This is a genomic window from Spiribacter roseus (assembly GCF_002813635.1).
Lineage (GTDB): Bacteria > Pseudomonadota > Gammaproteobacteria > Nitrococcales > Nitrococcaceae > Spiribacter > Spiribacter roseus.
The window spans coordinates 760,442-784,245 of record NZ_CP016382.1 but is presented as its reverse complement, the minus strand read 5'-3'; the positions used below and the strand labels follow the sequence as shown (position 1 = coordinate 784,245).

19 protein-coding genes and 3 tRNA genes are annotated in these 23,804 nt (G+C 65.2%); 11 read left to right on the top strand and 11 right to left on the bottom strand.

Going from position 1 to position 23,804, the window contains the following annotated elements; genetic code table 11:
* Positions 1-239: 239 nt before the first annotated feature.
* A complete protein-coding gene (locus BBH56_RS03870) occupies positions 240-902 on the bottom strand; it encodes a rhomboid family intramembrane serine protease (protein ID WP_148122002.1) in 663 nt (220 codons plus the stop codon).
* A 98-nt stretch (positions 903-1,000) separates the two neighbouring features.
* Here BBH56_RS03870 and BBH56_RS03865 point away from each other — a divergent pair, with 98 nt between their 5' ends.
* Genes BBH56_RS03865 through BBH56_RS03855 form a run of 3 tightly spaced genes read left to right on the top strand, consistent with a single transcriptional unit; the run spans position 1,001 to position 4,070 of the window.
* Complete coding sequence (locus BBH56_RS03865) at positions 1,001-2,305, top strand: DUF3422 family protein (protein WP_148122001.1); 1,305 nt, start codon at positions 1,001-1,003, stop codon at positions 2,303-2,305.
* Complete coding sequence (locus BBH56_RS03860) at positions 2,286-3,017, top strand: TVP38/TMEM64 family protein (protein WP_148122000.1); 732 nt, start codon at positions 2,286-2,288, stop codon at positions 3,015-3,017. The genes BBH56_RS03865 and BBH56_RS03860 overlap by 20 nt, the downstream gene beginning before the upstream one ends.
* A 27-nt stretch (positions 3,018-3,044) precedes the next feature.
* Positions 3,045-4,070: a class I fructose-bisphosphate aldolase gene (locus tag BBH56_RS03855; protein WP_148121999.1), complete on the top strand. Its 1,026-nt coding sequence runs from the start codon at positions 3,045-3,047 to the stop codon at positions 4,068-4,070.
* Positions 4,071-4,151: 81 nt separating this feature from the next.
* Here BBH56_RS03855 and BBH56_RS03850 read toward each other — a convergent pair whose 3' ends face one another.
* The 3 genes from BBH56_RS03850 to BBH56_RS03840 form a co-directional block, all read right to left on the bottom strand.
* Entirely contained in the window at positions 4,152-5,501 is a 1,350-nt protein-coding gene (locus BBH56_RS03850; RefSeq protein WP_148122732.1) for a DegQ family serine endoprotease, read from the bottom strand.
* A 64-nt stretch (positions 5,502-5,565) separates the two neighbouring features.
* The gene (locus BBH56_RS03845; protein WP_148121998.1) at positions 5,566-7,152 is read right to left on the bottom strand and encodes a peptide chain release factor 3; all 1,587 of its coding nucleotides are present in this window, start codon (positions 7,150-7,152) and stop codon (positions 5,566-5,568) included.
* An 81-nt stretch (positions 7,153-7,233) separates the two neighbouring features.
* A complete protein-coding gene (locus tag BBH56_RS03840) occupies positions 7,234-8,346 on the bottom strand; it encodes a hypothetical protein (RefSeq protein ID WP_157809083.1) in 1,113 nt (370 codons plus the stop codon).
* Between the two features lie 158 nt (positions 8,347-8,504).
* On the opposite strand from BBH56_RS03840, the gene BBH56_RS03835 reads away from it, so the two are divergent.
* From BBH56_RS03835 to fabB, 4 genes are all read left to right on the top strand, one after another.
* Positions 8,505-8,954: a YcgN family cysteine cluster protein gene (locus BBH56_RS03835; RefSeq protein WP_148121997.1), complete on the top strand. Its 450-nt coding sequence runs from the start codon at positions 8,505-8,507 to the stop codon at positions 8,952-8,954.
* On the top strand, positions 8,945-10,834 hold the full coding sequence (dxs, locus tag BBH56_RS03830) for a 1-deoxy-D-xylulose-5-phosphate synthase (RefSeq protein WP_198515255.1): 1,890 nt from the start codon (positions 8,945-8,947) through the stop codon (positions 10,832-10,834). The genes BBH56_RS03835 and dxs overlap by 10 nt, the downstream gene beginning before the upstream one ends.
* A gap of 90 nt (positions 10,835-10,924) precedes the next feature.
* Positions 10,925-11,443 carry a bifunctional 3-hydroxydecanoyl-ACP dehydratase/trans-2-decenoyl-ACP isomerase gene (fabA, locus tag BBH56_RS03825; RefSeq protein WP_148121996.1) on the top strand — a complete coding sequence of 173 codons (519 nt, stop codon included), beginning with the start codon at positions 10,925-10,927 and terminating at the stop codon, positions 11,441-11,443.
* 12 nt (positions 11,444-11,455) lie between these two features.
* Complete coding sequence (gene fabB / locus BBH56_RS03820; protein WP_148121995.1) at positions 11,456-12,682, top strand: beta-ketoacyl-ACP synthase I; 1,227 nt, start codon at positions 11,456-11,458, stop codon at positions 12,680-12,682.
* Here fabB and prpR read toward each other — a convergent pair.
* A complete protein-coding gene (gene prpR / locus BBH56_RS03815) occupies positions 12,677-14,584 on the bottom strand; it encodes a propionate catabolism operon regulatory protein PrpR (RefSeq protein ID WP_148121994.1) in 1,908 nt (635 codons plus the stop codon). The genes fabB and prpR overlap by 6 nt on opposite strands.
* Before the next feature lie 215 nt (positions 14,585-14,799).
* Between prpR and prpB the strand changes: the two genes are divergently transcribed.
* Genes prpB through BBH56_RS03795 form a run of 4 tightly spaced genes read left to right on the top strand, consistent with a single transcriptional unit; the run spans position 14,800 to position 20,253 of the window.
* A complete protein-coding gene (gene prpB / locus BBH56_RS03810; RefSeq protein WP_069134431.1) occupies positions 14,800-15,693 on the top strand; it encodes a methylisocitrate lyase in 894 nt (297 codons plus the stop codon).
* Positions 15,690-16,841 carry a bifunctional 2-methylcitrate synthase/citrate synthase gene (prpC, locus tag BBH56_RS03805; RefSeq protein WP_148121993.1) on the top strand — a complete coding sequence of 384 codons (1,152 nt, stop codon included), beginning with the start codon at positions 15,690-15,692 and terminating at the stop codon, positions 16,839-16,841. Before prpB ends, prpC begins: the two co-directional genes overlap by 4 nt.
* Positions 16,842-16,865: 24 nt before the next feature.
* On the top strand, positions 16,866-18,293 hold the full coding sequence (locus BBH56_RS03800) for a bifunctional 2-methylcitrate dehydratase/aconitate hydratase (RefSeq protein WP_069134429.1): 1,428 nt from the start codon (positions 16,866-16,868) through the stop codon (positions 18,291-18,293).
* A 49-nt stretch (positions 18,294-18,342) separates the two neighbouring features.
* Positions 18,343-20,253, top strand: coding sequence for a propionyl-CoA synthetase (locus BBH56_RS03795; protein ID WP_148121992.1), 1,911 nt, complete (start codon positions 18,343-18,345; stop codon positions 20,251-20,253).
* 40 nt (positions 20,254-20,293) lie between these two features.
* Here the strand turns inward: BBH56_RS03795 and folM are convergent, their stop codons facing one another.
* The 6 genes from folM to uvrC all read right to left on the bottom strand — a co-directional run bounded on the left by folM (position 20,294) and on the right by uvrC (position 23,756).
* On the bottom strand, positions 20,294-21,001 hold the full coding sequence (gene folM, locus BBH56_RS03790; RefSeq protein ID WP_148121991.1) for a dihydromonapterin reductase: 708 nt from the start codon (positions 20,999-21,001) through the stop codon (positions 20,294-20,296).
* A gap of 22 nt (positions 21,002-21,023) precedes the next feature.
* A tRNA-Leu gene (locus BBH56_RS03785) sits at positions 21,024-21,108 on the bottom strand.
* Positions 21,109-21,115: 7 nt separating this feature from the next.
* Positions 21,116-21,189, bottom strand: a tRNA-Cys gene (locus BBH56_RS03780).
* A gap of 39 nt (positions 21,190-21,228) precedes the next feature.
* Positions 21,229-21,304, bottom strand: a tRNA-Gly gene (locus BBH56_RS03775).
* Between the two features lie 37 nt (positions 21,305-21,341).
* A complete protein-coding gene (gene pgsA, locus BBH56_RS03770; RefSeq protein ID WP_069134426.1) occupies positions 21,342-21,908 on the bottom strand; it encodes a CDP-diacylglycerol--glycerol-3-phosphate 3-phosphatidyltransferase in 567 nt (188 codons plus the stop codon).
* A 27-nt stretch (positions 21,909-21,935) separates the two neighbouring features.
* Complete coding sequence (gene uvrC / locus BBH56_RS03765) at positions 21,936-23,756, bottom strand: excinuclease ABC subunit UvrC (RefSeq protein ID WP_148121990.1); 1,821 nt, start codon at positions 23,754-23,756, stop codon at positions 21,936-21,938.
* Positions 23,757-23,804 lie beyond the last annotated feature (48 nt).

Genomic DNA, 23,804 nt, shown 5'->3' with positions numbered 1-23,804 from the left:
CAGATCGCCGGGGCCGTCAAAGCCGATTGCAAACGGCTGGGCAAGACGGGAGGTTGCGGGATTGTGACGAGACGGATTCATCGGTTTATCCGGTAACGTACTGATATCAATGGAAAATGCAGTACTGGTGAATATTCAATCAATTTGTCGTGACACCGCATCTTACAAGGGGTTCCGACCGCTTATCGCGAAATCATCCACAGTCTTATCCACAGGTACTGTGGAAAACCGTCACGGGCTCAGCGCAGGAGCCGACGCTGCGGTTTGATGGGCAATCGCCCCCGCCAGTAGGTGATCATGAGAAAGCCGAACGCCATGCCCCCAAGGTGCGCGAAATGCGCCACACCCGACATCGATCCGGTGACGCCCGCGTAGAGTTCGAACGCCCCATAAAACAGGACAAAGTACTTCGCCTTGATGGGGATGGGCGGGAACAGCAGCATCAACTGCTGCTCCGGGAACATCATGGCAAAACCGAGGAGGATGCCGAACACCGCGCCGGATGCGCCGATGGTCGGATAGAGGTTGCCTGAGTCGGCCGCCAGCGTCGCGACCACCAGCTGAATCAGCCCCGCGCCGACCAGGCACACAAGATAGAACCCGAGGAACGGGCGCGATCCCCAGAAGCGCTCGAGGCTGGTCCCGAACATCCAAAGCGCGAACATGTTCACGAACAGATGCAGCAGACCGCCATGCAGAAAGCCATAGGTCACGAGCTGCCAGATCTGAAAGCCGGGTACGCCGCCGACGTACTGCGCACTGAGCGCCTCGGTGCCGAGCGGCCACAAGCCGAGCCCGGCGATCATTCCCGGCCCGAACAGCATGGTCGCGAGAAAACCGACGCCATTGGCGACGAGCATCGACAGTACAACCGGGTTATCATTGAAGTTTGTGGGTCCCATGGCGCAAGGATACGTCGAGCGCCGGGGCCGACGCCACTTGCTTGTGACGCCGCTCGGCGCTAGCGTGCGCGCAGCTGCAGAAAAGGCCTCCGTCCAGCATGGTCAGTCAAACCGGCATCACCACGCACACCCTTCGGGACACCCTGCTCAAAGAGGCGCATGCGCGGCCGTTCGAGAGCCTGGAGGCCCCCCTTCGCGTCTCACACCTGCTGATGCATACCGGCACCAGCGGCCGCAGCGAGGAAGTCGCCCACCTCACCGCACTCTGCGAGCGGCTGCGGGTCGATCCACCGGATGCAGAAGCGGGCCACTTCACCCTGGAAGCCCGGGGCTTTCGCCTGCGCTGGGAGCGGCACACCGAGTTTTCCACCTACACCATCTTTGTCAGCGGTGCCGAGTCCGAGCCATTCGCCGAGCCGGCGAGCACGCAGCTGCCCACCCAGTGGCTGCCGCAACTGCCCGGCGAGCTGCTGGCGGCGACCCACGTCACCCTGGTGGGCGCCAATGGGGTGTCCACGAATATCGATTCACTGGGGCGGTACTTTCAGGCGGACAGCCTTGCCGGCAGTTACTGCAGTGGCGGTGCCGCGTCGGTATGGACCGATTTCATGGCCGATCGCGACGGTTTTCTGCGCTTTCTGGTGGTCGACGAAAGCCTCAACCCCATGCAGGCCGGGCGGCTTGTCCAGCGCCTGCTCGAGCTGGAAACCTACCGTTTCATGGCGCTGCTTGGCTTTCCGCTGGCGCGGGAGCTCTCCCCGGAGATCACCGAGATGGAGACCCAGCTCGGGACGCTGATGGATCAGCTGTCCGATGTCTCGGATCTGGCGGACGAACGCGACCTGCTGTCGGCCCTGTCGGATCTCTCCGCGCGGGTCGAGCGGCTCATGGCCCGGACCAACTTCCGCTTCAGCGCGACGGCGGCCTACGGCACGCTGGTCAGACGCCGCCTGCAGGTCCTGCGCGAGCAGCGCATCGAAGGGGTCAGCACCCTCGATGAATTCATGGAGCGCCGCCTGGCGCCCGCCCTGGATACCTGTGTGCACATCGGCGATCGCCTTGAGCGCATCTCCAAGCGGGTCAGCCGCGGTGCCAATCTGCTGCGAACCCGGGTGGATGTCGCGCTGGAAGCGCAGAACCGGGATCTGCTGGAGTCAATGAACCGACGCGCCCGCCTGCAGCTGCGGCTCCAGGAGACCGTCGAGGGGCTCTCGGTGGTCATCCTCAGCTACTACACGGTGTCATTGATCAGCTACGCCTTCGACGGGCTGGCCGGGGCCGGCATTCTCGCCAACGGGCGCATCGCCACGGCCGTGGCCATCCCGATCGTGATTGCCCTGGTGGCCTTCGGGATCCGGCGCTCCCGGGGCCGTATCCTGCGCGATGATGCCGACGCGGGCTGAATGGCGGGCAGCCATCCGGCGCCGCTGGCCGCTGCTATGGCGGGCGATGGTGGCCGTCCTGATCCTGATCGGCGTGGCGGTTGCCTGGCAGGTCGGCGATCTCAGCGCCTACACCCAACTCGAACAACTGCTGCGCCTGGGCGCCGAGCTGCGCGCCCAGCCATGGGCGATCCCCGCCATCCTGCTGTTATACATCGCCGCCGGCGTCGCCTTTGTGCCGTTGACCGTCATGGTGGTCGCCACGATCGTCATCTACGGGCCCTGGGGCGGATTTTCCCTGGCAACGGCGGGCACCCTGTCGACGGCGCTTTTCAGCTACCTGCTGGGGCATCTGCTGGGCGCCGAGCCCATGCGGCGGCTGGGCGGCCGCACGCTCCGGCGCCTCAACGCGCAGGCAGGCCAGCACGGCACCATGATCGTGACCGCCCTGCGCGTACTGCCGGTGGCGCACTTCCATGCCGTCAGCCTGGTGGCCGGGGCCTCGTCCATCCGCTTCGGGGCGTATCTGAATGGGACACTGATCGGTACCGTCCCGGGCATTGCCGCCATCGCCGCGGTGGGCAATCAGACCAAGCGCTTTCTGCTCGACCCGGACCTCACCGGTCTGATCGTACTGGCGGGGCTCGGCGTGCTCACGCTGGTGATGTTTGCGATGATCCGCCGGTGGATGCGCCGCTATGCCGGAACGGGCGATACTCACGATAATCTTTAGACTTGCCCCAAAAGGAGGATTGAGACCATGGATCGAATCGGACAGATGCAACACACCATCGAGCGGTTGACCCGCCCCGGACGCGGCATTCTGGCGGCGGATGAAAGCTACCCCACCATCACCAAGCGACTGTCCGATTTCGGCATCGAGTCCACCGAAGAGACCCGACGGTTCTACCGCAGCCTGCTCGCCACCACCCCGGGCATCGGCGAGTACGTCGGCGGCATCATCTTTTTCGAGGAAACCCTCGGTCAGCGCACCGATGAGGGCCAGCTCATCCCCGCCGCCTGCGAGGCGCAGGACATCGTCCCCGGGATCAAGGTCGATAAGGGCGCGGTTGAGCTCGCCGGCAGCGATGGCGAGAAAGTGACCCAGGGCCTGGACAACCTGGGCGACCGACTGGATGGCTATGTCGAACAGGGGGCGCTTTTCACCAAGTGGCGCAACCTCTATCAGATCACGCCGGAGCTGCCGAGCCGCCAGGCCCTCGAGGCGAATGCCGAGGTGCTGGCCCGCTATGCCGCCATCGCCCAGTCGCGCGGGATGGTGCCGATCGTCGAGCCCGAGGTGCTGATGGACGGTGACCATGACCTGGCACGCTGCGCGGCGGTCACCGAGGCCGCTCAGGCCACGCTGTTCGAGGCGCTGCGCCGTCATCGCGTGCTGCTCGAAGCCATCATCCTCAAGCCCAACATGGTCCTGCCGGGCAAGGGTCAGCCACGCCCGGCGGTGGAGACCTGCGCCGAGGAGACCCTGCGGGTGCTGCGACGGACCGTGCCGGCGGCGGTGCCGAGCATCAACTTCCTCTCCGGCGGGCAGACCAGCGAAGAGGCAACCGCCCATCTCAATGCGATAAACCAGGCCGAGGGGCCCAAACCCTGGGTGATGAGTTTTTCGTTCAGCCGTGCCCTGCAGAACCCGGTCCAGGCCGCCTGGGCCGGCGTCGCGCGGAATAAGGAGGCCGCCCAGCAGGCCTTCCTGCACCGCGCCAGGCTCAATTCGCTGGCGCGGGAGGGGCGCTATTCCGCCTCCATGGAGACCGATCAGGCCTGAGGCGGGTAGCCACCCTGGGCCCACAAAAAAGGCGGGTGCCCTGCGGGGCCCCGCCTTTTTCAGTGCCGGATCGTCGCCGGCTCAGCGGATCAGGACAAAGAATGCCCCGTTATTGCGGCGGACATTGAGCAGCAGCCGCTCGCTGCCCTCGACCTGCGCGCGAAATGCCGCCATGGAATCCACGGCTTCACGATTGACCGATGTGATCACATCGCCCGGCTGCAGGTACTCCGCGGCGCGGCTGCCCTGGGCGACGTCGGTCACCAGCACGCCCTCGACCTGACCGAACAGCGGCGAGCGCTCGTCAAGCTCGCTGAACGTGGCACCGGCCAGACCCGGGTGCAGCGCATCGGCACTCACCTCCCCCAACTGGGGATCCGCCACGGTGGCCGTGGTGGTCTGCGTTTCCCCGTCGCGGACGTAGGTCATGCTGACGGCATCACCGATCCTGAGCAGCCCAATCGCGTTGGCCATGGCATTGGCATCGGGGATGCTCGTGCCATTCACCTCAATGACAATGTCGCCGGCCTGCAGGCCTGCCTCGGCCGCGGGCGAATTGGGGGTCACCTGGCTGATCAGGGCACCGTCGTTGCGGTCGATGTCAAAGGCCTCGGCCATCTCGGCGGTCAGGTCCTGGACGCGCACGCCCAGAATACCGCGCCGTACCTCGCCATATTCAATGATCTGATCCATGACCTGACGGGCCATGTTCATGGGCACCGCAAAGCCGATGCCGATATTGCCGCCGCTGCGCGAGAGAATCGCGGTATTGATGCCCACCAGCTCGCCGCGCAGATTGATCAGCGCACCGCCGGAGTTGCCCGGATTGATGGATGCATCGGTCTGGATGAAGCTCTGCAGGCGCGCCCCGTTGTTGCCCGGCAGCGTCCGGTCAAGGCCGCTTACCACACCGGTGGTCACGGTGTGATCAAGGCCGAAGGGGTTGCCGATGGCCATGGTGTAGTCGCCCACCCGCAGGCTGTCCGAGTCCGCCATGGGCAGCGCGCTCAACTCCTCCGCGTCGATCTGCAGCACGGCGATATCCGTCTCCGGATCGGAGCCGACGATTTCCGCCGACAGCTCGCGGCCGTCATTGAACGCCACGGTAATCTCATCGGCCTGGGCGATCACATGATGGTTGGTCAGCACATAGCCCTGATCGGCATTGACCACCACACCCGAGCCCAGCGACTGGACTTCGCGCTGGCGCGGCTGTTCGGGGGCGTCAAAGAACCGCCGGAAGAATGGGTCGTTGAGAAGCGGGTTGGATTCGGCCTCGACCGTGCCGGAGGTGGCGATGTTCACCACCGCCGGCGAGACCTCCTCCACCAGAGGCGCGAGGCTTGGGGTGTTGCCGTTTTCATCGACAATCTGTGTCTGGCCGGCCATTGGCAGCGCCAGCAGTAACAACATCAGCAGTGCACGTCGCATGTCGTTCTCCACGTTTTTGGTAACGCTTTAGACATGGCGGCATACCACGGCGATTTTCAAGGCCTTAGTGCTCGCGGGTGGCGCGGAACTCGATATCCGGCCAGCGTTCCTCGGTGAGCTGCAGGTTGACCCGCGATGGCGCGATGTAGGCCAGCGCCCCGGAGACATCCTCCGCCAGGTGCTCCTGCTGGCGCTCCTGAAAACGCGCAAGCTGGCGTGGATCGTCGCTGTAGACCCAGCGCGCCGTGGACACATTCACCGGCTCGAACTGGCAGTCCACGCCGTACTCCGTGCGCAGGCGATGGGCCACCACATCGAACTGCAGCGCGCCGACCGCCCCGACGATCAGGTCGTTGCCCATCAGCGGGCGGAACAGCTGTGATGCCCCCTCCTCGCAGAGCTCCACCAGTCCTTTCTGCAACGCCTTCATGCGCATGGGGTCCTTGAGCACCGCCCGGCGGAACAGCTCCGGGGCAAAGTTGGGAATGCCCTCGAACTTCAGCGACTCGCCCTGGGTGAACGTATCGCCGATGCGGATGGTGCCGTGGTTGTGCAGACCGATGATGTCCCCCGGATAGGCGGTTTCGACATGCTCGCGGTCCGAGGCCAGGAAAGTGATGGCGTTGGCGATTTTCACGTCCTTCCCGATCCGCGCATGGCGGACCTTCATGCCCCGCTCGAACGCCCCCGAGCAGACGCGCATGAACGCGATGCGATCGCGATGATTGGGGTCCATATTGGCCTGGATCTTGAAAACAAACCCGGTCAGCGGTGTTTCCTGCGGGGCCACCGTGCGGGTTTCGGCGGCACGGGGTTGCGGCGGTGGGGCATGCTCGACAAACCGGTCCAGCAGTTCCTGGAGTCCGAAGTTGTTGACCGCGGAGCCAAAGAAAACCGGGGTCAGCTCACCGGCGAGGTAGGCCTCACGATCAAATTCATTTCCCGCCTCGCGCACCAGCTCCACCTCGTCGCGAAGCTCCTCGGCCTGATCGCCCAGGGCCTCATCAAGACGCGGATTATCGATCCCCTCGATGGTCTCCCCCGCCTCGATGCCGCCGGCATGCTGAGCGCCAAACAGGTGTACGCGGTCATCGAGCAGATTGAACACGCCACGAAATCGCTTACCCATGCCGATGGGCCAGGTGACCGGCGCGCAGCGCATGCGCAGGATCCGCTCCACCTCGTCCATCAGGTCCATGGGATCGCGCCCCTCGCGGTCGAGCTTGTTCATGAACGTCATGATCGGCGTCGTGCGCAGGCGGCAGACTTCCATCAACTTGATGGTGCGCTCCTCAACGCCCTTGGCGGCGTCGATCACCATCAACGCCGAATCCACCGCGGTCAGCGTGCGGTAGGTGTCCTCGGAGAAGTCGGCATGGCCCGGCGTGTCGAGCAGATTGACCATACGATCCCGATAGGCGAACTGCATGACCGATGAGGTCACGGAAATCCCGCGTTCCTTTTCCATCTCCATCCAGTCGGAGGTCGCATGACGACTGGACTTGCGCCCTTTCACCGTCCCCGCCAGCTGAATGGCACCGCCAAACAGCAGCAGCTTTTCAGTGACCGTGGTTTTACCCGCATCGGGGTGCGAGATGATGGCAAAGGTCCGGCGGCGGGCCGCCTCGGCGGCAATGGTCTTGTCTGGCATTCGTATCCGCGTTGTCTGAATTGAAAAGGCGCACGGGGCGTGATGTCCGCCGTGCGCCTCAAAAGATCGGATTGCGTTCGGCTAGTCGAGCGAGCGGATTTCCAGATCCCCCGAGGGGGCTCGATTGACTGCTTCAACGGGGCCGACGGTGCTCGAGAGAACCGTGCCGGTATTGCCGAAGTCATCGACAACGTTGGCGCGCGCCCGGATCTGCTGACCCGCAAGCTGTCGATCAAGGGGCAGCGAGCGCGTCGCTGATTCCGCCGCCTGACGCCATGTTCGACCGTCTTCCGAGGCCTCCCAGACCAATGAGATGTCAGCGATACCGTCGCGATCGCTGATGCGACTGGTGTCGGCACGCAACGTGTCTCCGACCCGGGTGGGTCCGTCAATCAAAAGTTCGCCTTGGACCGGATCATTGACGTTTCGAATCGGGTCAGTGGCCGCGCTCTCGATGCGCTCTTCGGCGCCGAAACCGTCGACATAGCTGACGACTGCACGCAGGTACCGACCAACCTCGTCCTGGGTCAGCGTAATGGTGTCGCCCCGCCAGTCATTCCCCCGGTAGCGCTGCCACGTGCTGCCGTCGCTGGAAATTTCCCAGCGGTAATTCAGCGGACCAATCCCATCAACGTCACGGATCGCGCTGATGTCGGCGCGCAAGGTCTCATTCTGCGCCTGAATGCCCCGCAGCTGCAGTTGCCCGGTCGGCACGTCGTTCACGTTACGGACCGGTGAGGTGGGCTGGGTAGTGATCGATTCAAGCGTACCGCCGCCATCAACGTACTCGATCATGACGCGCAGGCGGCTGCCCACATGGGTTTGGCGGGGGGTGAAGGTCTGGCGCGTAGCGCCATCGATTTTCCGCCAGCTACCCCGCTCCGCATTAAAGGCCTGCCACTGGATCGATGGGGTGCCGAGCCCATCCGGGTCGCTGAGGTCGGATAGGTCAATGACCAGGGGCACATTTTGTAGAGGGCCATCAGCGCGGGAGTCCACCGAGCCACTATCGCCTGCCGCGGGCTGGGCAGTCTGCGAGGCCTCAGACGTCGTCTCCCTATCCATCCGCGTCTCGGCTGTCATCCCTGAAGACGGCTCGGCGACGTCGTCGGGGTTGCCCCCGGCGAGCGTGACGCACGCCGTTAATAATGGGACCAACGCAAATGCCCGGCCCACCGTCCTTGTCGTTCTCATAATTCCCATCCAATCGGCCAAATGCGGAATTCCACTCATAACTGCCGTTGGCTGGAGCATAATCACATTAGGATGACGCCGCCACCCCTGGGGCTGCATTGGTGCGGTGGCTGGCATCGCCGTCGCCGGGCCAGTCGCGGTACACTCAAGGAATGACAGTGTTCACGACACCGTTCTGGCAGCGCAAGTCCCTCGCCGAGATGTCCTGGCCCGAGTGGGAGGCCCTCTGCGACGGTTGCGGGCAGTGCTGCCGCCATAAGCTCGAGGATGCCGACTCGGGCGAGGTCTACCCCACCCGGGTGGCCTGTCAGTTGCTTGACTCCCACAGTTGCCAGTGCAGTGATTACGCCAATCGCCACGCAACGGTTCCGGACTGCATACAGCTGACGCTTGCCAAGGTGGCAGCCTACGAGTGGCTGCCCACGACCTGCGCCTATCGCCGGCTTTACCACGGCGAGGACCTGGACTGGTGGCATCCATTGGTCTCCGGCGACCCCGAAACCGTGCACGCTGCGGGGATATCGGTGCGCGGTCAGCTGGTCAATGAAAAAGAACTACCCACCAGTGCCGAGCTGGAAGACTATCTCGAGGAGAGCCCATGGACATGAGTGCCTACCCGCTACTGGAAGGGATTGACGAGCCGGCCCACCTGCGCGAGCTGCCCCAGACGCAGCTGCCGCGCCTGACCGAGCAGTTAAGGGATTTCCTGCTCAATAGCGTGGCGCGCTCGGGTGGTCACCTCGCCGCCGGTCTGGGGGCGGTGGAGCTCACCGTCGCCCTGCACTATGTGCTCAACACCCCCTATGACCGGCTGGTCTGGGATGTCGGGCATCAGTGTTATCCCCACAAGATCCTCACCGGCCGGCGGCAGGAGATCAGCCGGGTGCGAAAGATCGACGGGCCCGCCGGTTTTCCGGTGCGCGATGAGAGCCCCTACGACACCTTTGGTGTCGGGCATTCCAGCACCGCGATCAGCGCCGCCCTGGGCATGGCCCTTGGCAGCCGCAACCGCGATGACGGCCGCAAGACCTGTGCGGTGATCGGCGATGGCGGCCTGACCGCCGGCGAGGCGTTCGAAGCCCTCAACCATGCCGGCGACGTGCGCCCCGACCTGCTGGTGGTGCTCAATGACAATGAGATGTCCATCTCGGAGAACGTCGGCGCGCTCAACAAGACCTTCGCGCGGCTGCTCGCCGGGGGGGTGTACGGCAACATGCGCGCCGAGGCCAAGAATGTGCTCGAGCGCATGCCGGGTCCGATGCGCGACTTCGCCAAACTCGCGGAGGAGCACGTCAAAGGCATGCTGGTGCCCGGCACGTTCTTCGAAGAGCTCGGCTTTCAGTACTTCGGGCCGGTAGACGGCCATGACGTCGACGAGCTGGTTACGGTCCTCGGCCGGCTGCGCGAGATGGACGGTCCCCGCATCCTTCACTGCGTGACCCGCAAGGGCAAGGGCTATGCCAAGGCCGAGGCCAATCCCATTGCCTACCATGGCGTGAAGGCATTCGACCCGGCCGCCGGTCTCAAGGCCGCCACCGAGGCCGCGCCGCTCACCTACACCGATGTGTTCAGCCAGTGGCTCTGCGACATGGCCGAACAGGAGCCGCGGCTGTGGGGCGTGACGCCCGCCATGCGCGAGGGCTCCGGGCTGGTGGCCTTCGCCGAGCGTTTCCCCGATCGTTATCTCGACACCGCGATTGCCGAGCAGCACGCCGTGACGCTATGTGGCGGGCTGGCCTGCGAGGGCGAGAAGCCGGTGCTCGCCATCTACTCGACCTTCCTCCAGCGCGGTTATGATCAGCTGATTCACGACATCGCGCTGCAGAACCTGCCGGTGGTCTTTGCCCTGGATCGGGCCGGATTGGTGGGCGCCGACGGGGCCACCCATCACGGCATGTTCGACTTCAGCTACATGCGCTGCCTGCCCAATGTCACCGTCATGGCGCCCGCCGACGAGTGCGAGTGCCGGCAGATGCTCTCCACGGCCCTGGCCATCGAAGGCCCGGCCTCGGTGCGCTACCCGCGCGGGCGCGGCCCGGGCACGGTCCCCGAGACCACCCTCGAGACCCTGCCGGTGGGGCAGGCGCAGATCCGGCGCCGGGGTCAGGGCATCGCTCTGCTCGCCTTCGGCACGATGGTGGCCCCGGCAGAGACGGTGGCCGAAGAGCTCGATGCCACGCTGGTCAACATGCGCTTCGTCAAACCGCTGGATGAGGCGTGCATTCGCGAGATGGCCGAAACCCACGCCGCCATCGTGACCCTCGAGGAAAACATGGTGGCCGGGGGCGCCGGCTCGGCCGTCGCCGAGACGCTGGCAGAACTGGATCTCAGGCCTCGCCTGCTGCAGATCGGTCTCGCCGATCACTTCGTCGATCATGGCGAGCGTGATGAGCAGCTCGCGCTGGTGGGGCTGGACACCGACGGCATCCGTCAGCGGATTCACGATTGGCGTGATCGCACGGTTGCGAGTCCGGCCACCAGTGAGTAGTGTCAGGCGGCTGGAACAGCCCTTTCCCCAACGCCGCCGCGCTTCGACATGTCAGGGCCATGTCACCGAAGCTGCGGCTTGCGGATATTCATGAATCAGAAATCCAGTTATAGCTACGATGAACTCCTTGCCTGCGGCCACGGCGAGCTGTTTGGCCCGGGCAACCCGCAGCTGCCGGTCCCGAACATGCTCATGTTCGATGCGATCACGCACATCGATGATCACGGCGGTGGTTATGAAAAGGGCCAGGTCGAGGCCGAACTGGCCGTCAAACCCGATCTGTGGTTTTTCGGCTGCCACTTCCCCGGCGATCCGGTCATGCCGGGCTGCCTCGGCCTGGATGCGCTCTGGCAGCTGCTGGGCTTTTACCTGGGCTGGATCGGCGGCGAGGGCAAGGGTCGGGCATTGGGCTGCGGCGAGGTGAAGTTCACTGGCCAGATCCTCCCGGACAACGGGCTGGTCCACTACCGGCTTGACGTCAAGCGCATCATCCGGCGACGGCTCAACATGGGCATCGCCGATGGCTTTGTGACCGTTGATGGCGAGGAGATCTACCGCGCCATGGACCTGCGCGTCGGTCTGTTCCAGAATCCGCAGAGCAATCTCTAAGGGAGTCGAAACGTGCGGCGAGTGGTAGTCACCGGCATGGGCATCGTCTCTTGCCTGGGCAACGATGCGGCAACCGTCACCGAGGCCCTGCGAAACGGGCGCTCGGGGATCCGTTTCAGTGATGAATACGCCGAGCGTGGCCTGCGCAGCCAGATCGCGGGGCAGCCTGATATCGATCTGGAGGCGGCCATCCCACGGCGCGCGCGGCGCTTCATGGGCGATGCCGCGGGCTTCGCCTATGTCGCCATGCAGCAGGCCATCGATCAGGCCGAACTGCCCGACTCGGTGGTGTCGAACCCGCGCACCGGCCTGATCGTCGGCTCCGGCGGTGCTTCCACGGAAAACGTCGTGCGCTCGGCGGATATCCTGCGCGAGCGTGGCGTGCGCAAGATCGGCGCCTTCGCCGTGCCCAAGGTCATGGGCAGCACGACCTCCGCCTGTCTGGCGACGCCGTTCGCCATCAAGGGCATCAACTACAGCATCTCCTCGGCCTGCGCGACCAGCGCCCACTGCATCGGCGCGGCCATGGAGCAGATCCAGCTTGGCAAGCAGGACGTCATGTTCGCCGGCGGCGGCGAGGAAGAGCACTGGTCGCTGACCATGCTGTTCGATGCCATGGGCGCGCTGTCCACCGGCTACAACGACACCCCTGAGCGTGCCTCGCGGCCCTTCGACCGGGACCGCGACGGGTTCGTGATCGCCGGCGGGGGCGGCATGCTGGTGCTCGAGTCACTTGAGCATGCCGAGGCGCGCGGTGCCACGATCCTTGCCGAGCTGGTGGGCTATGCCGCCACTTCGGATGGCTATGACATGGTGGCGCCCTCCGGCGAAGGCGCCGAACGCTGCCTGGGTCAGACACTGGAGATGGCGGGCATCAATGCCGACCGGCCCGTGCATTACGTCAACGCCCACGGCACCAGCACCCCCGCCGGGGACATCACCGAGCTGCGGGCGCTGGAAGCGGTCTTCGGCGCCGAGCGCCCGCCGGTGAGCTCCACCAAGTCGCTGACCGGTCACTCTCTGGGGGCCGCCGGCGTGCAGGAGGCCATCTACTCGCTGCTGATGATGCAGGCCGGCTTCATCGCCGGGACCCTCAATGTCGAACACCTCGACGCCGAGGCCGGCGACTACCCCGTGGTCACCGAAACCCTCGAAAATCGCCGTCTCGACCGGGTGGTCAGCAACAGCTTCGGCTTTGGTGGCACCAACGCCAGTCTGGCCTTCGAGCGCTTTTCATGACGCGCCGGACAGGCGCCGCCAGAGCGTACTGCGGCTGATCCCCAGCTGACGGCAGGCGGCACTCCGATTGCCGCCGCATTGGGCAAGCACCCGATGGATCGCGTCGATGTCGTCAACGGCGGGCCGGGGCGGCGTCGCGTCGCTGAAAAGCTCCGGGACCAGGCGCTCGAGCCGCTGCTGATCCATGGGCCCGGATTCAAATCCCGGGGCAAAGATCGCCACGCGCTCGATCAGGTTTTCCAGTTCGCGGATATTGCCCGGCCAGTGATAGGCCCGGCAGTACGGCATCACCTGCTCGAGCATCGCCGGCATGGCACCGGTCCGGCCCTGGCGGGCAAGCGCCCGGCCGGCAATGCTGCGCGCCAGTGCGGGCAGATCATCAAGCCGCTCGCGCAGCGGCGGCACGTCGAGCCGCAGGATGTTGATGCGGTAGTAGAGATCCTGCCGGAAGGCCCCCTCCGCCACCGCGGCCGCCAGGTCGCGATGGGTGGCGGCAATGACGCGCACATCCACCGGTGTCGGCTGGGTGGCGCCGAGGCGGATCACCTCATGTTCCTGGAGGACCCGCAATAGCCGGGTCTGGAGCGTAAGCGGCATCTCCCCGATCTCGTCAAGAAAGATCGTGCCGGTGTGGGCCGATTCAAACAGCCCGGGTTTGCCGCCGCGCCGCGAGCCGGTGAAAGCGCCCTCCTCAAACCCGAACAGTTCGCTCTCCAGAAGGCTCTCGGGGAAGGCCCCGCAGTTGAGGGCGACAAATGCATGCCCCCGCCGGGCACTGGCGTTGTGGATGCCCTGGGCGAGCAGCTCCTTGCCGGTGCCACTCTCGCCGAGGATCAACACCGTGGTATCAGTGGCGGCATACTGGGCCGCCAGCGTGCGCGCCTCGCGCAGGGGCTGCGAGTCGCCGATGATCCCGTCGAGCTCGTAGCGGGCGGCGAACTGCCGGGGCTTGTTGGTGGAGCGCAGGCTCCGGTCCACCCGCTGGATGGTCGCTGAGTCCTGGACGGTGACCACCGCCCCGGTCTGCACACCCTGCTCGCGGATCGGGATGCGGTTGGTGACAACGGTCCGGTTGCCAATGCGCTGGACGCCCCCCAGCTCCGTCACCCCGTGCGCCAGGGTGTCATGCAGGGCCAGCTGGCTCGCCACCTGGCTCAGCCGCCGCCCCTCGACCGCGTCGGCATCCACCCCCAGCAACCGGGCCATGGCGGGATTGAGCGACTGCACCCGCTCATCCATGTCCACCGCCACCACGCCCTCCTCGAGCTGCTGGAGGATGGTATCGAGACGCTCACGGCGCGCCGCCTCGATTCGCCCGATACGGCTGATCTCAATGGCGCTGTCGAGCGCCTGCTCCACGGAGGCGCGCGAGTAAACGAAAATGCCCGCGAGGCCCGCCTGTTCGGCCAGGTCGGTGACGAGCCCCGGCCCGATGATCGCCCCCACTCCGCGGCCCGCCAGGGCACTGACCCGGCGTTCGGCATCGGCGGCCGTCTCGTAGGCGTAGTGCTCCAGTTCAAGGCCGAAATGCTGTTTGAATTCAATCAGTTCAGGGTGAGTCATGCCGTGGCTTATCAAGGCGATGCGGCGGGCCGATCGGCGCGCCGTCGCCAGTGCGTTGAGCACATCAAAGCCGGTGAGGGTCACCAGGATCACCGGCAGGGCCAGGTGCCGTCGCAGAAACGCCCCGTTCGAGCCCGCGGCCACCACCGCGTCCACGCCGCGGGTCTGTTGATAGCGGCGGATTTCGGCCAGCGCATCGTCAAAACCGCGATCGACGATATGCACATCGGCCTGCGCGGCGTAACTAGGGACGATCACCCGAAACACCTCCTTGAGGCGGCTGAAGCCCACCGCAAGGATCACCGGACGATCCTCGCCCCGCACTGATTGATCCGCCATCGCCCCTCCCCCATCGCCCGGTCCCGAGCGTTTCATTATTCGTTTCAGGGTAATTCACTGCGACAGGCAATGAAACACTGCGTGCCGGGGCCGAACCCATCCAATCGCCCCCAACGCCCGCGGAAACCGCGCGTTGCCCCCGACGTGAGCCGATTGCCGACGCGCTGGCACGCGGCTTGCAGTAAGTTTAATAACAACGAGGAGGAGACCCCGCCATGTCGACATCATCCGAGTCGCCCGGTCGGCGCTTTCGCGCCGCGGTCGAAAACGAAAACCCCCTGCAGGTCATCGGCGCCATCAATGCCTATCACGCGGTCATGGCGACCCAGGTGGGCTATAACGCCCTGTATGTCTCCGGTGGCGGTGTGGCGGCCGGGTCCATGGGCCTGCCGGATCTGGGCATCACCACGCTCGACGACGTCGTCACTGACGTCAATCGCATCACCGATGCCGTCGACACCCCGCTGTTGGTGGACGCGGATACCGGCTTTGGCGGCGCGTTCAACATCGCCCGGACGGTGCGCTCGCTGATCAAGGCGCGGGCCGCCGCCTGCCATATCGAGGACCAGGTCCAGACCAAGCGCTGCGGCCATCGACCGGGTAAGGCCATTGTCTCGAAGCAGGAGATGGTCGATCGCATCAAAGCGGCGGTGGACGCCCGGACCGATCCCGACTTCGTCATCATGGCCCGCACCGATGCCCTCGCGGTGGAGGGCCTGGACGCCGCCGTCGACCGCGCCGGCGCCTACATCGAAGCCGGTGCCGATATGCTGTTCCCCGAGGCCATCACCGAGCTCGACATGTACCGCGCCTTCAGCCAGGCGGTGGATGTGCCGGTGCTCGCCAACATCACAGAATTTGGTTCGACGCCACTGTTCGACCGCGACGCGCTGGGCGGTGCCGGCGTGGGGCTGGTGCTCTATCCGCTCTCGGCGTTTCGGGCGATGAATGCCGCCGCCCTCGATGTCTATCGCCGTGTGCGCGCCGACGGTACCCAGGCCGGTGTGGTCGATCGCATGCAGACCCGCGCGGAACTGTATGAATTTCTTGACTATCACGCCTATGAGGCGAAGCTCGATCAACTGTTCAGCATGGAGAACGGACAATGAGTGACACCCCGTCAGCCCCCAAGCCCAAGAAATCCGTTGCCCTTTCCGGCGTCACCGCCGGCAATACCGCGCTCTGCACCGTCGGCCTGACCGGCAATGACCTGCACTACCGCGGTTACGACATTCTCGATCTCGCCGAGGGCTGCGATTTCGAGGAGACCGCCTATCTGCTGGTGTACGGGCATCTGCCCAATGCCGGCGAACTGCGCCGCTACAAGGCCGATCTCAGGCGCCTGCGGGGTCTGCCGGCGCCGGTCAGGGCCGCCCTCGAGCAGCTCCCCGCCGCCACCCATCCCATGGACGTCATGCGCACCGGTGTGTCCCTGCTCGGTTGCTGCCTGCCCGAGAAAGACGACCACGCCGAGGCGGGTGCCCGCACCATCGCCGATCGACTGCTCGCCTCGCTGGGCTCGGTCCTGCTCTACTGGTATCACTTCAGTCACAACGGCCGGCGCATTGATGTGGAAACCGATGACGACTCCATCGGCGGCCATTTCCTGCACCTCCTGCATGGCGAGGCGCCGTCGGCGGCCTGGGAACGCTCGATGCATACCGCGCTCACCCTCTACGCCGAGCACGAATTCAATGCCTCGACGTTCACCGCCCGGGTGGTCGCCGGCACCGGGTCGGACATGTACTCGGCGGTGACCGGGGCGATCGGCGCACTGCGCGGGCCCAAGCATGGCGGCGCCAACGAGGCGGCGTTCGAGATCCAGCAGCGCTATCGCAGCGCCGATGAGGCCGAGGCCGACATCCGCGAGCGCATCGCCAACAAAGAGGTGGTCATCGGCTTCGGTCATCCCGTCTACACCATCAGCGACCCGCGGAACGAGGTCATCAAGCGCATCGCCCGCGATCTCACCGACCGCAATGGCAACACCCGCCTTTTCCAGGTGGCCGAGCGCATCGAGGCGGTAATGGCCGACGCCAAGAAGATGTTCCCCAACCTGGACTGGTTCTCGGCGGTGGCCTTCAACGCCATGGACGTCCCCACCGCCCTGTTCACCCCGCTGTTCGTCATCGCACGCACCAGTGGCTGGGCGGCGCATGTCATCGAGCAGCGCCAGGACAACAAGATCATCCGCCCGAGTGCCAACTACATCGGCCCCGACAATCTGAAATTCGTGCCGCTGGATGCGCGCGACTGATCCATGACCCACGGAGAACAGCCCATGAACAACGCCGATACCGTCCTCACTGACATCGTCGACTATGTCAGGGACTACCCCATCGACCGCGATGTGGCCCTTGAAACCGCCCGCAACTGCCTGATCGACACCCTCGGCTGCGGCCTTGAGGCACTGGAGTATCCGGCCTGCACCAAGCTGCTGGGCCCCGTCGTGTACGGCACCACGGTCCCCAACGGCACTCGGGTACCGGGCACCCAGTTCCAGCTCGATCCCGTCCAGGGCGCGTTCAATATCGGCGCCATCATCCGCTGGCTCGACTTCAACGACACCTGGCTGGCCGCCGAGTGGGGGCATCCTTCGGATAACCTGGGCGGCATCCTCGCCACCGCCGACTGGCTGTCGCGCACGGCCGTCGCCGAAGGCCGCGCACCGCTGACCATGCGCGAGGTGCTGATCGCCATGGTCAAGGCCCATGAGATCCAGGGCGTGATCGCGCTTGAGAACTCTTTCAACCGCGTCGGTCTGGATCATGTGGTGCTGGTCAAGGTGGCGACCACGGCGGTGGTGGCCGACATGCTGGGCCTCTCCCGCGAGGAGATTCTCAACGCCGTGTCACTGGCCTGGGTGGACGGTCAGTCGCTGCGCACCTACCGCCACTACCCCAACGCCGGCAGCCGGAAATCTTGGGCGGCCGGCGATGCCACCGCCCGCGGCGTGCGCCTGGCGTTGATGGCCAGAACCGGCGAGATGGGCTATCCCACTGCGCTGAGCGCGCCGACCTGGGGGTTCTATGACGTCCTCTTCAATGGCGAGCCGTTCTCGTTCCAGCGCGGCTATGGCAGCTATGTCATGGAAAACGTGCTCTTCAAGATCAGTTTTCCCGCGGAGTTCCACGCCCAGACCGCGGTAGAGGCGGCCGTCACGCTGCATCGCCGGCTGGCCGAAATGGGCCGCTCGGCGGCGGATATCAAGCGCATCAGCATCCGCACCCACGAGGCCTGCATCCGCATCATCGACAAGCAGGGACCGCTCAACAACCCCGCGGACCGCGATCACTGCGTGCAGTACATGGTGGCGGTGCCGTTGATCTTCGGTCATCTCACCGCCCGCGACTACGAGGACAGTGCCGCCGCCGATCCGCGCATCGACGCCCTGCGCGAGAAGATCGTCTGCGTTGAGGATGCCGGTTTCACCGCCGACTATCACGACCCGGCCAAGCGCTCGATCCCCAACGCCCTGACCGTCGAGCTCAATGACGGCACGGTGCTCGACGAGGAGGTCGTGGAATACCCCATCGGCCACAAGCGCCGGCGCGAAGAAGGCATCCCGCTGCTCGAGGACAAGTTCCGGACCAATCTGGCGCGGCGTTTCCCGGCCCGTCAGCAGCGGGCCATCCTTGATGTCTCGCTGGATCAGGCGCGTCTCGAATCAATGCCGGTGCACGAGTATGTCGATCTGTATGTGATCTGAGCGGCGCGCACACCGCGTCGCGACAATAATAATCCGGGAGGAGAGTCCCATGAATTACGCAGCGATTTATCAGCGCTCCATCGATGATCCCGCCGGTTTCTGGCGCGATCAGGCCGCCGAGCTCGACTGGTACCGGTTTCCCGAGACCATCCTCGGCCGCGACGAAGCGGGCCACGACCGCTGGTTTACCGACGGCGAGCTCAATCTGTCCCATCTGGCCCTCGACCATCACATTGAACAGGGTCGCGGCGGGCAGACGGCGGTCATCTACGACTCCCCGGTCACCGGTCAAAAACGGGCCATCAGCTATCACGAGCTGCGTGACGAAGTCGCCCGATTGGCGGGTGGGCTACGGGACCTGGGGGTCGTGAAAGGCGACCGCGTGGTCATCTACATGCCCATGGTGCCGGAGGCCGTGGTGGCCATGCTGGCCTGCGCCCGGCTGGGGGCCATCCACTCCGTGGTGTTCGGCGGTTTTCAGCCCCATGAACTGGCGGTGCGCATTGACGACGCCAGGCCACGCGTTTTGATCACCGCGAGCTGCGGTATCGAGGTCGACCGCGTATTGCCGTATAAACCGCTGGTCGAGGCCGCGCTGGATGAGACGCAGTACCCGCCCGCCACCACCGTGGTCCTGCAGCGCCCGGAATGCGCTGCCACCCTGTCGGCGGCGGGCGGCGTGACCCGCGAGGTGGACTGGCACGAGCTAATCCAAGCGGCCCCCCCGGCCGATCCGGTACCGGTCGAGGCGACTCACCCGCTGTACATCCTTTACACCTCGGGGACCACCGGCAAACCCAAGGGCGTCGTCCGCGATACCGGCGGTTATGCCGTGGCGCTCAATTTCAGCATGCAGGCGATCTATGACCTCGACCCCGGGGATGTGTTCTGGACCGCCTCGGATGTCGGCTGGGTCGTGGGGCACTCCTACATCGTCTACGCGCCGCTCATCCACGGCTGCACCACCATCGTCTACGAGGGCAAACCGGTTAAGACGCCGGATGCCGGGGCCTTCTGGCGGGTGCTCGCCGAGCACCGCGTCAAGGCCTTTTTCACCGCCCCCACCGCCTTTCGCGCCGTGCGCAAGGAAGACCCGGAGGCGGCGCTTATGGCCGGGCACGACCTCAGCGCCCTGGAGCGGATCTACCTCGCCGGCGAGCGGCTGGATCCCCCGACCTATGGCTGGATCAAATCCATCACCCAGCGCCCGGTGATCGATCACTGGTGGCAGACCGAGACGGGCTGGGCCATCGCCGCCAATCCCATGGGCATCGAACCACACCCTGAGAAAAGCGGCTCCGCGGCCCTGCCCGTGCCGGGTTATCAGGTGGAGATCCTGGATGGTGATGGCGTGGCGCAACCCCCGGGCCAGCAGGGCAGCATCGCTCTCAAACTGCCCCTGCCGCCCGGGTGTCTGCCAACGCTGTGGGCCGATGACGAGCGCTTCCGCCGCTCATACCTGCAGGCCTTACCCGGCTACTACGACACCGCCGATGGCGGCTACATCGACGAGGCGGGTTATCTGTTCGTCATGGGGCGGATGGACGATGTCATCAACGTCGCCGGCCATCGACTCTCGACCGGCGAGATGGAGGAGATGATCGGCGATCATCCAGCCGTCGCCGAATGCGCCGTCGTGGGCGTGGCGGATGCCCTGAAAGGGGAGATGCCCATGGGGTTCGTGGTGCTCAAATCAGGCGAGACCATTGATCCAGCGCGGTTGGAGAAAGAACTCATGGCAATGATCCGCACCCGGATTGGCGCCATCGCCTCGCTGCAGGCCGTCGCTGTGGTCGACAAACTGCCGAAGACCCGGTCGGGCAAGATCCTGCGCAAGTCCATCCGGCAGCTCACCCGCGACGCGGATGTTGCGGTACCGGCGACCATCGAGGATCCGACAAGCCTCGATGCAATCCGTGAGGCACTGGCGGCGGTCGGAGTCGGCACGCAAACCGATTAGACCAACGCCGGACGCTAGCACGATCGCGGGGGCGGTCGACTCAGACCAAGTTCCGCCCCCCATCAAGGCCGATGCGCCGGCCGGTGATGTACGGATTATCCAGCAGAAACTGCAGGGTCTGCACCGCCGCCGTCTCGCCCGGGGCGATTCCCAGCAGCGATTTCTTCAGGGTCTTTTCGCGGTACGCTTCGCTGTCGCCCTCGTTGAACATGATCAGCGAGGGGGCGATGCTGTTGACCTTGACCGCGGGTGACAGCAGCCGGGCAAAGGACAGGGTCAGATTGTCCAGCGCGGCTTTGCTGGCGGCATAGGCGATGTGCTTGGCACTGCCCTTTTCCACCACATAGTCGGTCATATGGACGATATCGGTGGGCGTGTCGCTGTTCTCAAGCAGATCCCGGCAGGCCAGGTTGATGCGGTAGGGCGTCGTGCTGTGGATCTGCATCATGGCCGCCATGACATCCGCCGGATCGGTATCCGGGCTCTCCGGCAGCCAGTCCGAGGCATTGTGGATGATCGCCCGCAGCGTGGGGGTCTGCGCCCTGAGGGTGTCAATGAAGGCGTCGACGCCGGCGTTACTGGCGAAATCAGCATGGAGGCACGTCGCGCCGGCCTGCACCAGGTCATCCACCGCGGGTCGATGGGTGCGGTAGGTGGCGATGACCGGGACGTCGCGTTCCAGACAGTGCTTCGCGAACGCAAGGCCGATACGCTGACTGGCACCGGTGATGAGGATGGGCGTGGTCATTGCATGCTCCGGCTGATGGAGATGGTGCCCGGAGTGGGACTCGAACCCACACGGCCAAAGCCCCGGGATTTTAAGTCCCGTGCGTCTACCAGTTCCGCCATCCGGGCGGATAGATGGAGGCTAGGGCCGGAATCGAACCGGCGTTCACGGCTTTGCAGGCCGCTGCATCACCATTCTGCCACCTAGCCATAAAAAACCCCGACCGTGACCGGTCGGGGTCGCCTGTTTGGAGCGGGAAACGAGATTCGAACTCGCGACCCCAACCTTGGCAAGGTTGTGCTCTACCAGCTGAGCTATTCCCGCGTCACAGCCCATTATTCTAGTCAGGGCGCTGTATGTGTCAACCCTGCTCGACCCGGTCGAGGGTCCGCAGCGCCGCCGACAGATAAAGCACCATGGAGTACAGCGTAAGCCCGGCGGCGGCATAGAGCATCACGAGCCCCACCGGCCAGGTGGGGATGCCCTCGATCTGATGGCGATAGAGCAGGAACACGATGGCGATCATCTGCAGCGCCGTCTTGACCTTGCCGGTCATGCCCACCGCCACACTGGCGCGCTGGCCCAGCTCGGCCATCCACTCGCGCAGTGCCGACACGGCGATCTCGCGGCCGATGATGACCGCCACGGGGATGGCCACAAGGGCGGTGGGCGACTCGACGAGCACGATGATCAGCGCGATCGCCACGATCAGCTTATCGGCCACCGGATCCAGGAACGCGCCAAACGGCGATGCCTGGTTCCAGCGCCGCGCCAGAAAGCCATCCAGCCAGTCGGTCACGCTGGCAAGGGCGAACACAAAGGCGGCCGCGCCGTTGGACCAGGGGGCCGGCAGCAGGAACAGCAGACCCAGCACCGGGATCATGACGATCCGCAGCCAGGTCAGGATATTGGGGAGCGTCATTTCCATGATTGCGAGCCTACCATCCCCTGATTGTCAGCCATTCAAATGCCCGTGGATCCGCTCCGCCAGCGCGGTGCTGATGCCCTGCACGCGACTCAGGTCCTCGACCCCCGCGCGCTTGATGCCCTTCAGCCCGCCGAACTGCTTCATCAGTGCCTGACGCCGCTTCGCGCCCAGTCCCGGGATTTCCTCCAGACTGGACTGCTGACGCGACTTGCCACGCCGGTTGCGATGCCCGGTGATGGCAAACCGATGGGCCTCGTCGCGGACCTGCTGGAGAAGATGCAGCCCCGGTGACTCGGGTGCAAGCCGGATCTCAGCCGATCGACCCGACACCAGCAGTACTTCCTCGCCGGGCTTACGGCGTGGCCCCTTGGAGATCCCCACCGCCAGGACGCCCTCGATGTCGAGCGCCTCGAGGACCGCCTCGGCCTGCCGGAGCTGGCCCAGACCACCGTCGATGAGCAGCACATCGGGCGCGGTGCCCTCGCCGTCGCGCAGGCGCTGAAAGCGACGGGTCAGCGCCTGGTGCATGGCGGCGTAGTCGTCACCGTCGGTGATGCCGTCGATGTTGAAGCGTCGATAGTCGTCCTTGATCGGCCCTTCGCGCCCCATGACCACGCACGACGCCACGGTGGCCTCGCCGCGGGTATGACTGATGTCAAAGCACTCGATGCGCTCGGGGATCGCCTCGAGCGACAGCGCCTGCTGGATATCGTCAAAGCGCCGCTCCATCAGCGCCTCGCCGCTCATGCGGGCACTCAGGGCGTGATCGGCGTTGCGCTGTGCCATCTCCATCCAGCGCCGCCGCTCGCCGCGCAGCCGGGCACTGATCCGCACCCGATGGCCGGCATCATGGCTCATCGCTTCTTGGAGCACCTCGCCGTCTTCAAGCTCATGGCTGACCAGCAGTTCCGCCGGCGGCGACTGACCCAGATAGTGCCGCGCGATGAACCCATAGAGGATTTCCTCTGGTCCCGTCTCGGGGGGTACGCGCGGAAAATACGTCTGATTACCCAGATTCTGACCGTCACGGATGACGAAGACCTGGACACAGGCCAGGTTTTCGCGCAGCCGGCAGGCGATCACGTCGACATCACCGCGCGCCCCCGAGACGTACTGGCGCTCCTGGATACGCCGCAGGCTGGTGATGCGGTCGCGCAACCGCGCCGCCTGTTCAAAATCCTGATCCTCGGCCGCCGCCTCCATGCGGCGGACCAGCTCGTCGACCACCTCGTTGCTCTGCCCCGAGAGGAACATCTCGACGTGGCGGACATCCTTCGCATAGTCCGTCTCGCTGATATAGCCCACGCAGGGCGCCGTACAGCGGCCGATCTGGTACTGCAGGCAGGGCCGCGTGCGATGCCGGTAGAAGCTGTCACGGCACTGCCGCACCGGGAAAACCTTCTGCAGATGGTTGAGCGTCTCGCGCACCGCGCCGGAGGACGGAAACGGGCCAAAATAGCGCCCCTCGCCGCGGCGCTGGCCGCGGTGGAAACCCAGACGCGGGAAGTCCTGCTGGGTCGAGAGGTAAATGAACGGATAGGTCTTGTCGTCACGCAGCAGGACGTTGTAGCGCGGCCGATGCTCCTTGATCAGGTTGTTCTCAAGGATGAGCGCCTCGGCCTCGGTGTGCGTGACGGTCACCTGAAGGTCGGCCACCTGCCCCACCAGAGCCTGGGTCTTGGCATTATGCGCGCCCTTGCGGAAGTAACTGCTCACGCGGCGCTTGAGATTGCGGGCCTTGCCCACGTAAATCACCGTCCCGGCGTCATCGAACATGCGATAGACGCCGGGCGCCGTTGGCAGGGTCTTGAGGACCGGATCCGGGTCGAAGGGCTTGGTCTGGCTCATGCCCCCATTCTAGCGCGCCTGAAGGCTTTGCCGTATCGTTCGGCGGGC

What these genes read in the sequence shown, in the direction of transcription:
- fabA (WP_148121996.1), top strand. Translation starts at nt 10,925, where the DNA reads ATGAATCAGAAATCCAGTTATAGCTACGATGAACTCCTTGCCTGCGGC.
- BBH56_RS03860 (WP_148122000.1), top strand. Translation starts at nt 2,286, where the DNA reads ATGATGCCGACGCGGGCTGAATGGCGGGCAGCCATCCGGCGCCGCTGG.
- BBH56_RS03795 (WP_148121992.1), top strand. Translation starts at nt 18,343, where the DNA reads ATGAATTACGCAGCGATTTATCAGCGCTCCATCGATGATCCCGCCGGT.
- BBH56_RS03870 (WP_148122002.1), bottom strand. Translation starts at nt 902, where the DNA reads ATGGGACCCACAAACTTCAATGATAACCCGGTTGTACTGTCGATGCTC.
- BBH56_RS03845 (WP_148121998.1), bottom strand. Translation starts at nt 7,152, where the DNA reads ATGCCAGACAAGACCATTGCCGCCGAGGCGGCCCGCCGCCGGACCTTT.
- folM (WP_148121991.1), bottom strand. Translation starts at nt 21,001, where the DNA reads ATGACCACGCCCATCCTCATCACCGGTGCCAGTCAGCGTATCGGCCTT.
- pgsA (WP_069134426.1), bottom strand. Translation starts at nt 21,908, where the DNA reads ATGGAAATGACGCTCCCCAATATCCTGACCTGGCTGCGGATCGTCATG.
- BBH56_RS03840 (WP_157809083.1), bottom strand. Translation starts at nt 8,346, where the DNA reads ATGAGAACGACAAGGACGGTGGGCCGGGCATTTGCGTTGGTCCCATTA.
- BBH56_RS03855 (WP_148121999.1), top strand. Translation starts at nt 3,045, where the DNA reads ATGGATCGAATCGGACAGATGCAACACACCATCGAGCGGTTGACCCGC.
- prpC (WP_148121993.1), top strand. Translation starts at nt 15,690, where the DNA reads ATGAGTGACACCCCGTCAGCCCCCAAGCCCAAGAAATCCGTTGCCCTT.
- BBH56_RS03800 (WP_069134429.1), top strand. Translation starts at nt 16,866, where the DNA reads ATGAACAACGCCGATACCGTCCTCACTGACATCGTCGACTATGTCAGG.
- uvrC (WP_148121990.1), bottom strand. Translation starts at nt 23,756, where the DNA reads ATGAGCCAGACCAAGCCCTTCGACCCGGATCCGGTCCTCAAGACCCTG.
- prpR (WP_148121994.1), bottom strand. Translation starts at nt 14,584, where the DNA reads ATGGCGGATCAATCAGTGCGGGGCGAGGATCGTCCGGTGATCCTTGCG.
- prpB (WP_069134431.1), top strand. Translation starts at nt 14,800, where the DNA reads ATGTCGACATCATCCGAGTCGCCCGGTCGGCGCTTTCGCGCCGCGGTC.
- BBH56_RS03850 (WP_148122732.1), bottom strand. Translation starts at nt 5,501, where the DNA reads ATGCGACGTGCACTGCTGATGTTGTTACTGCTGGCGCTGCCAATGGCC.
- dxs (WP_198515255.1), top strand. Translation starts at nt 8,945, where the DNA reads ATGGACATGAGTGCCTACCCGCTACTGGAAGGGATTGACGAGCCGGCC.
- BBH56_RS03865 (WP_148122001.1), top strand. Translation starts at nt 1,001, where the DNA reads ATGGTCAGTCAAACCGGCATCACCACGCACACCCTTCGGGACACCCTG.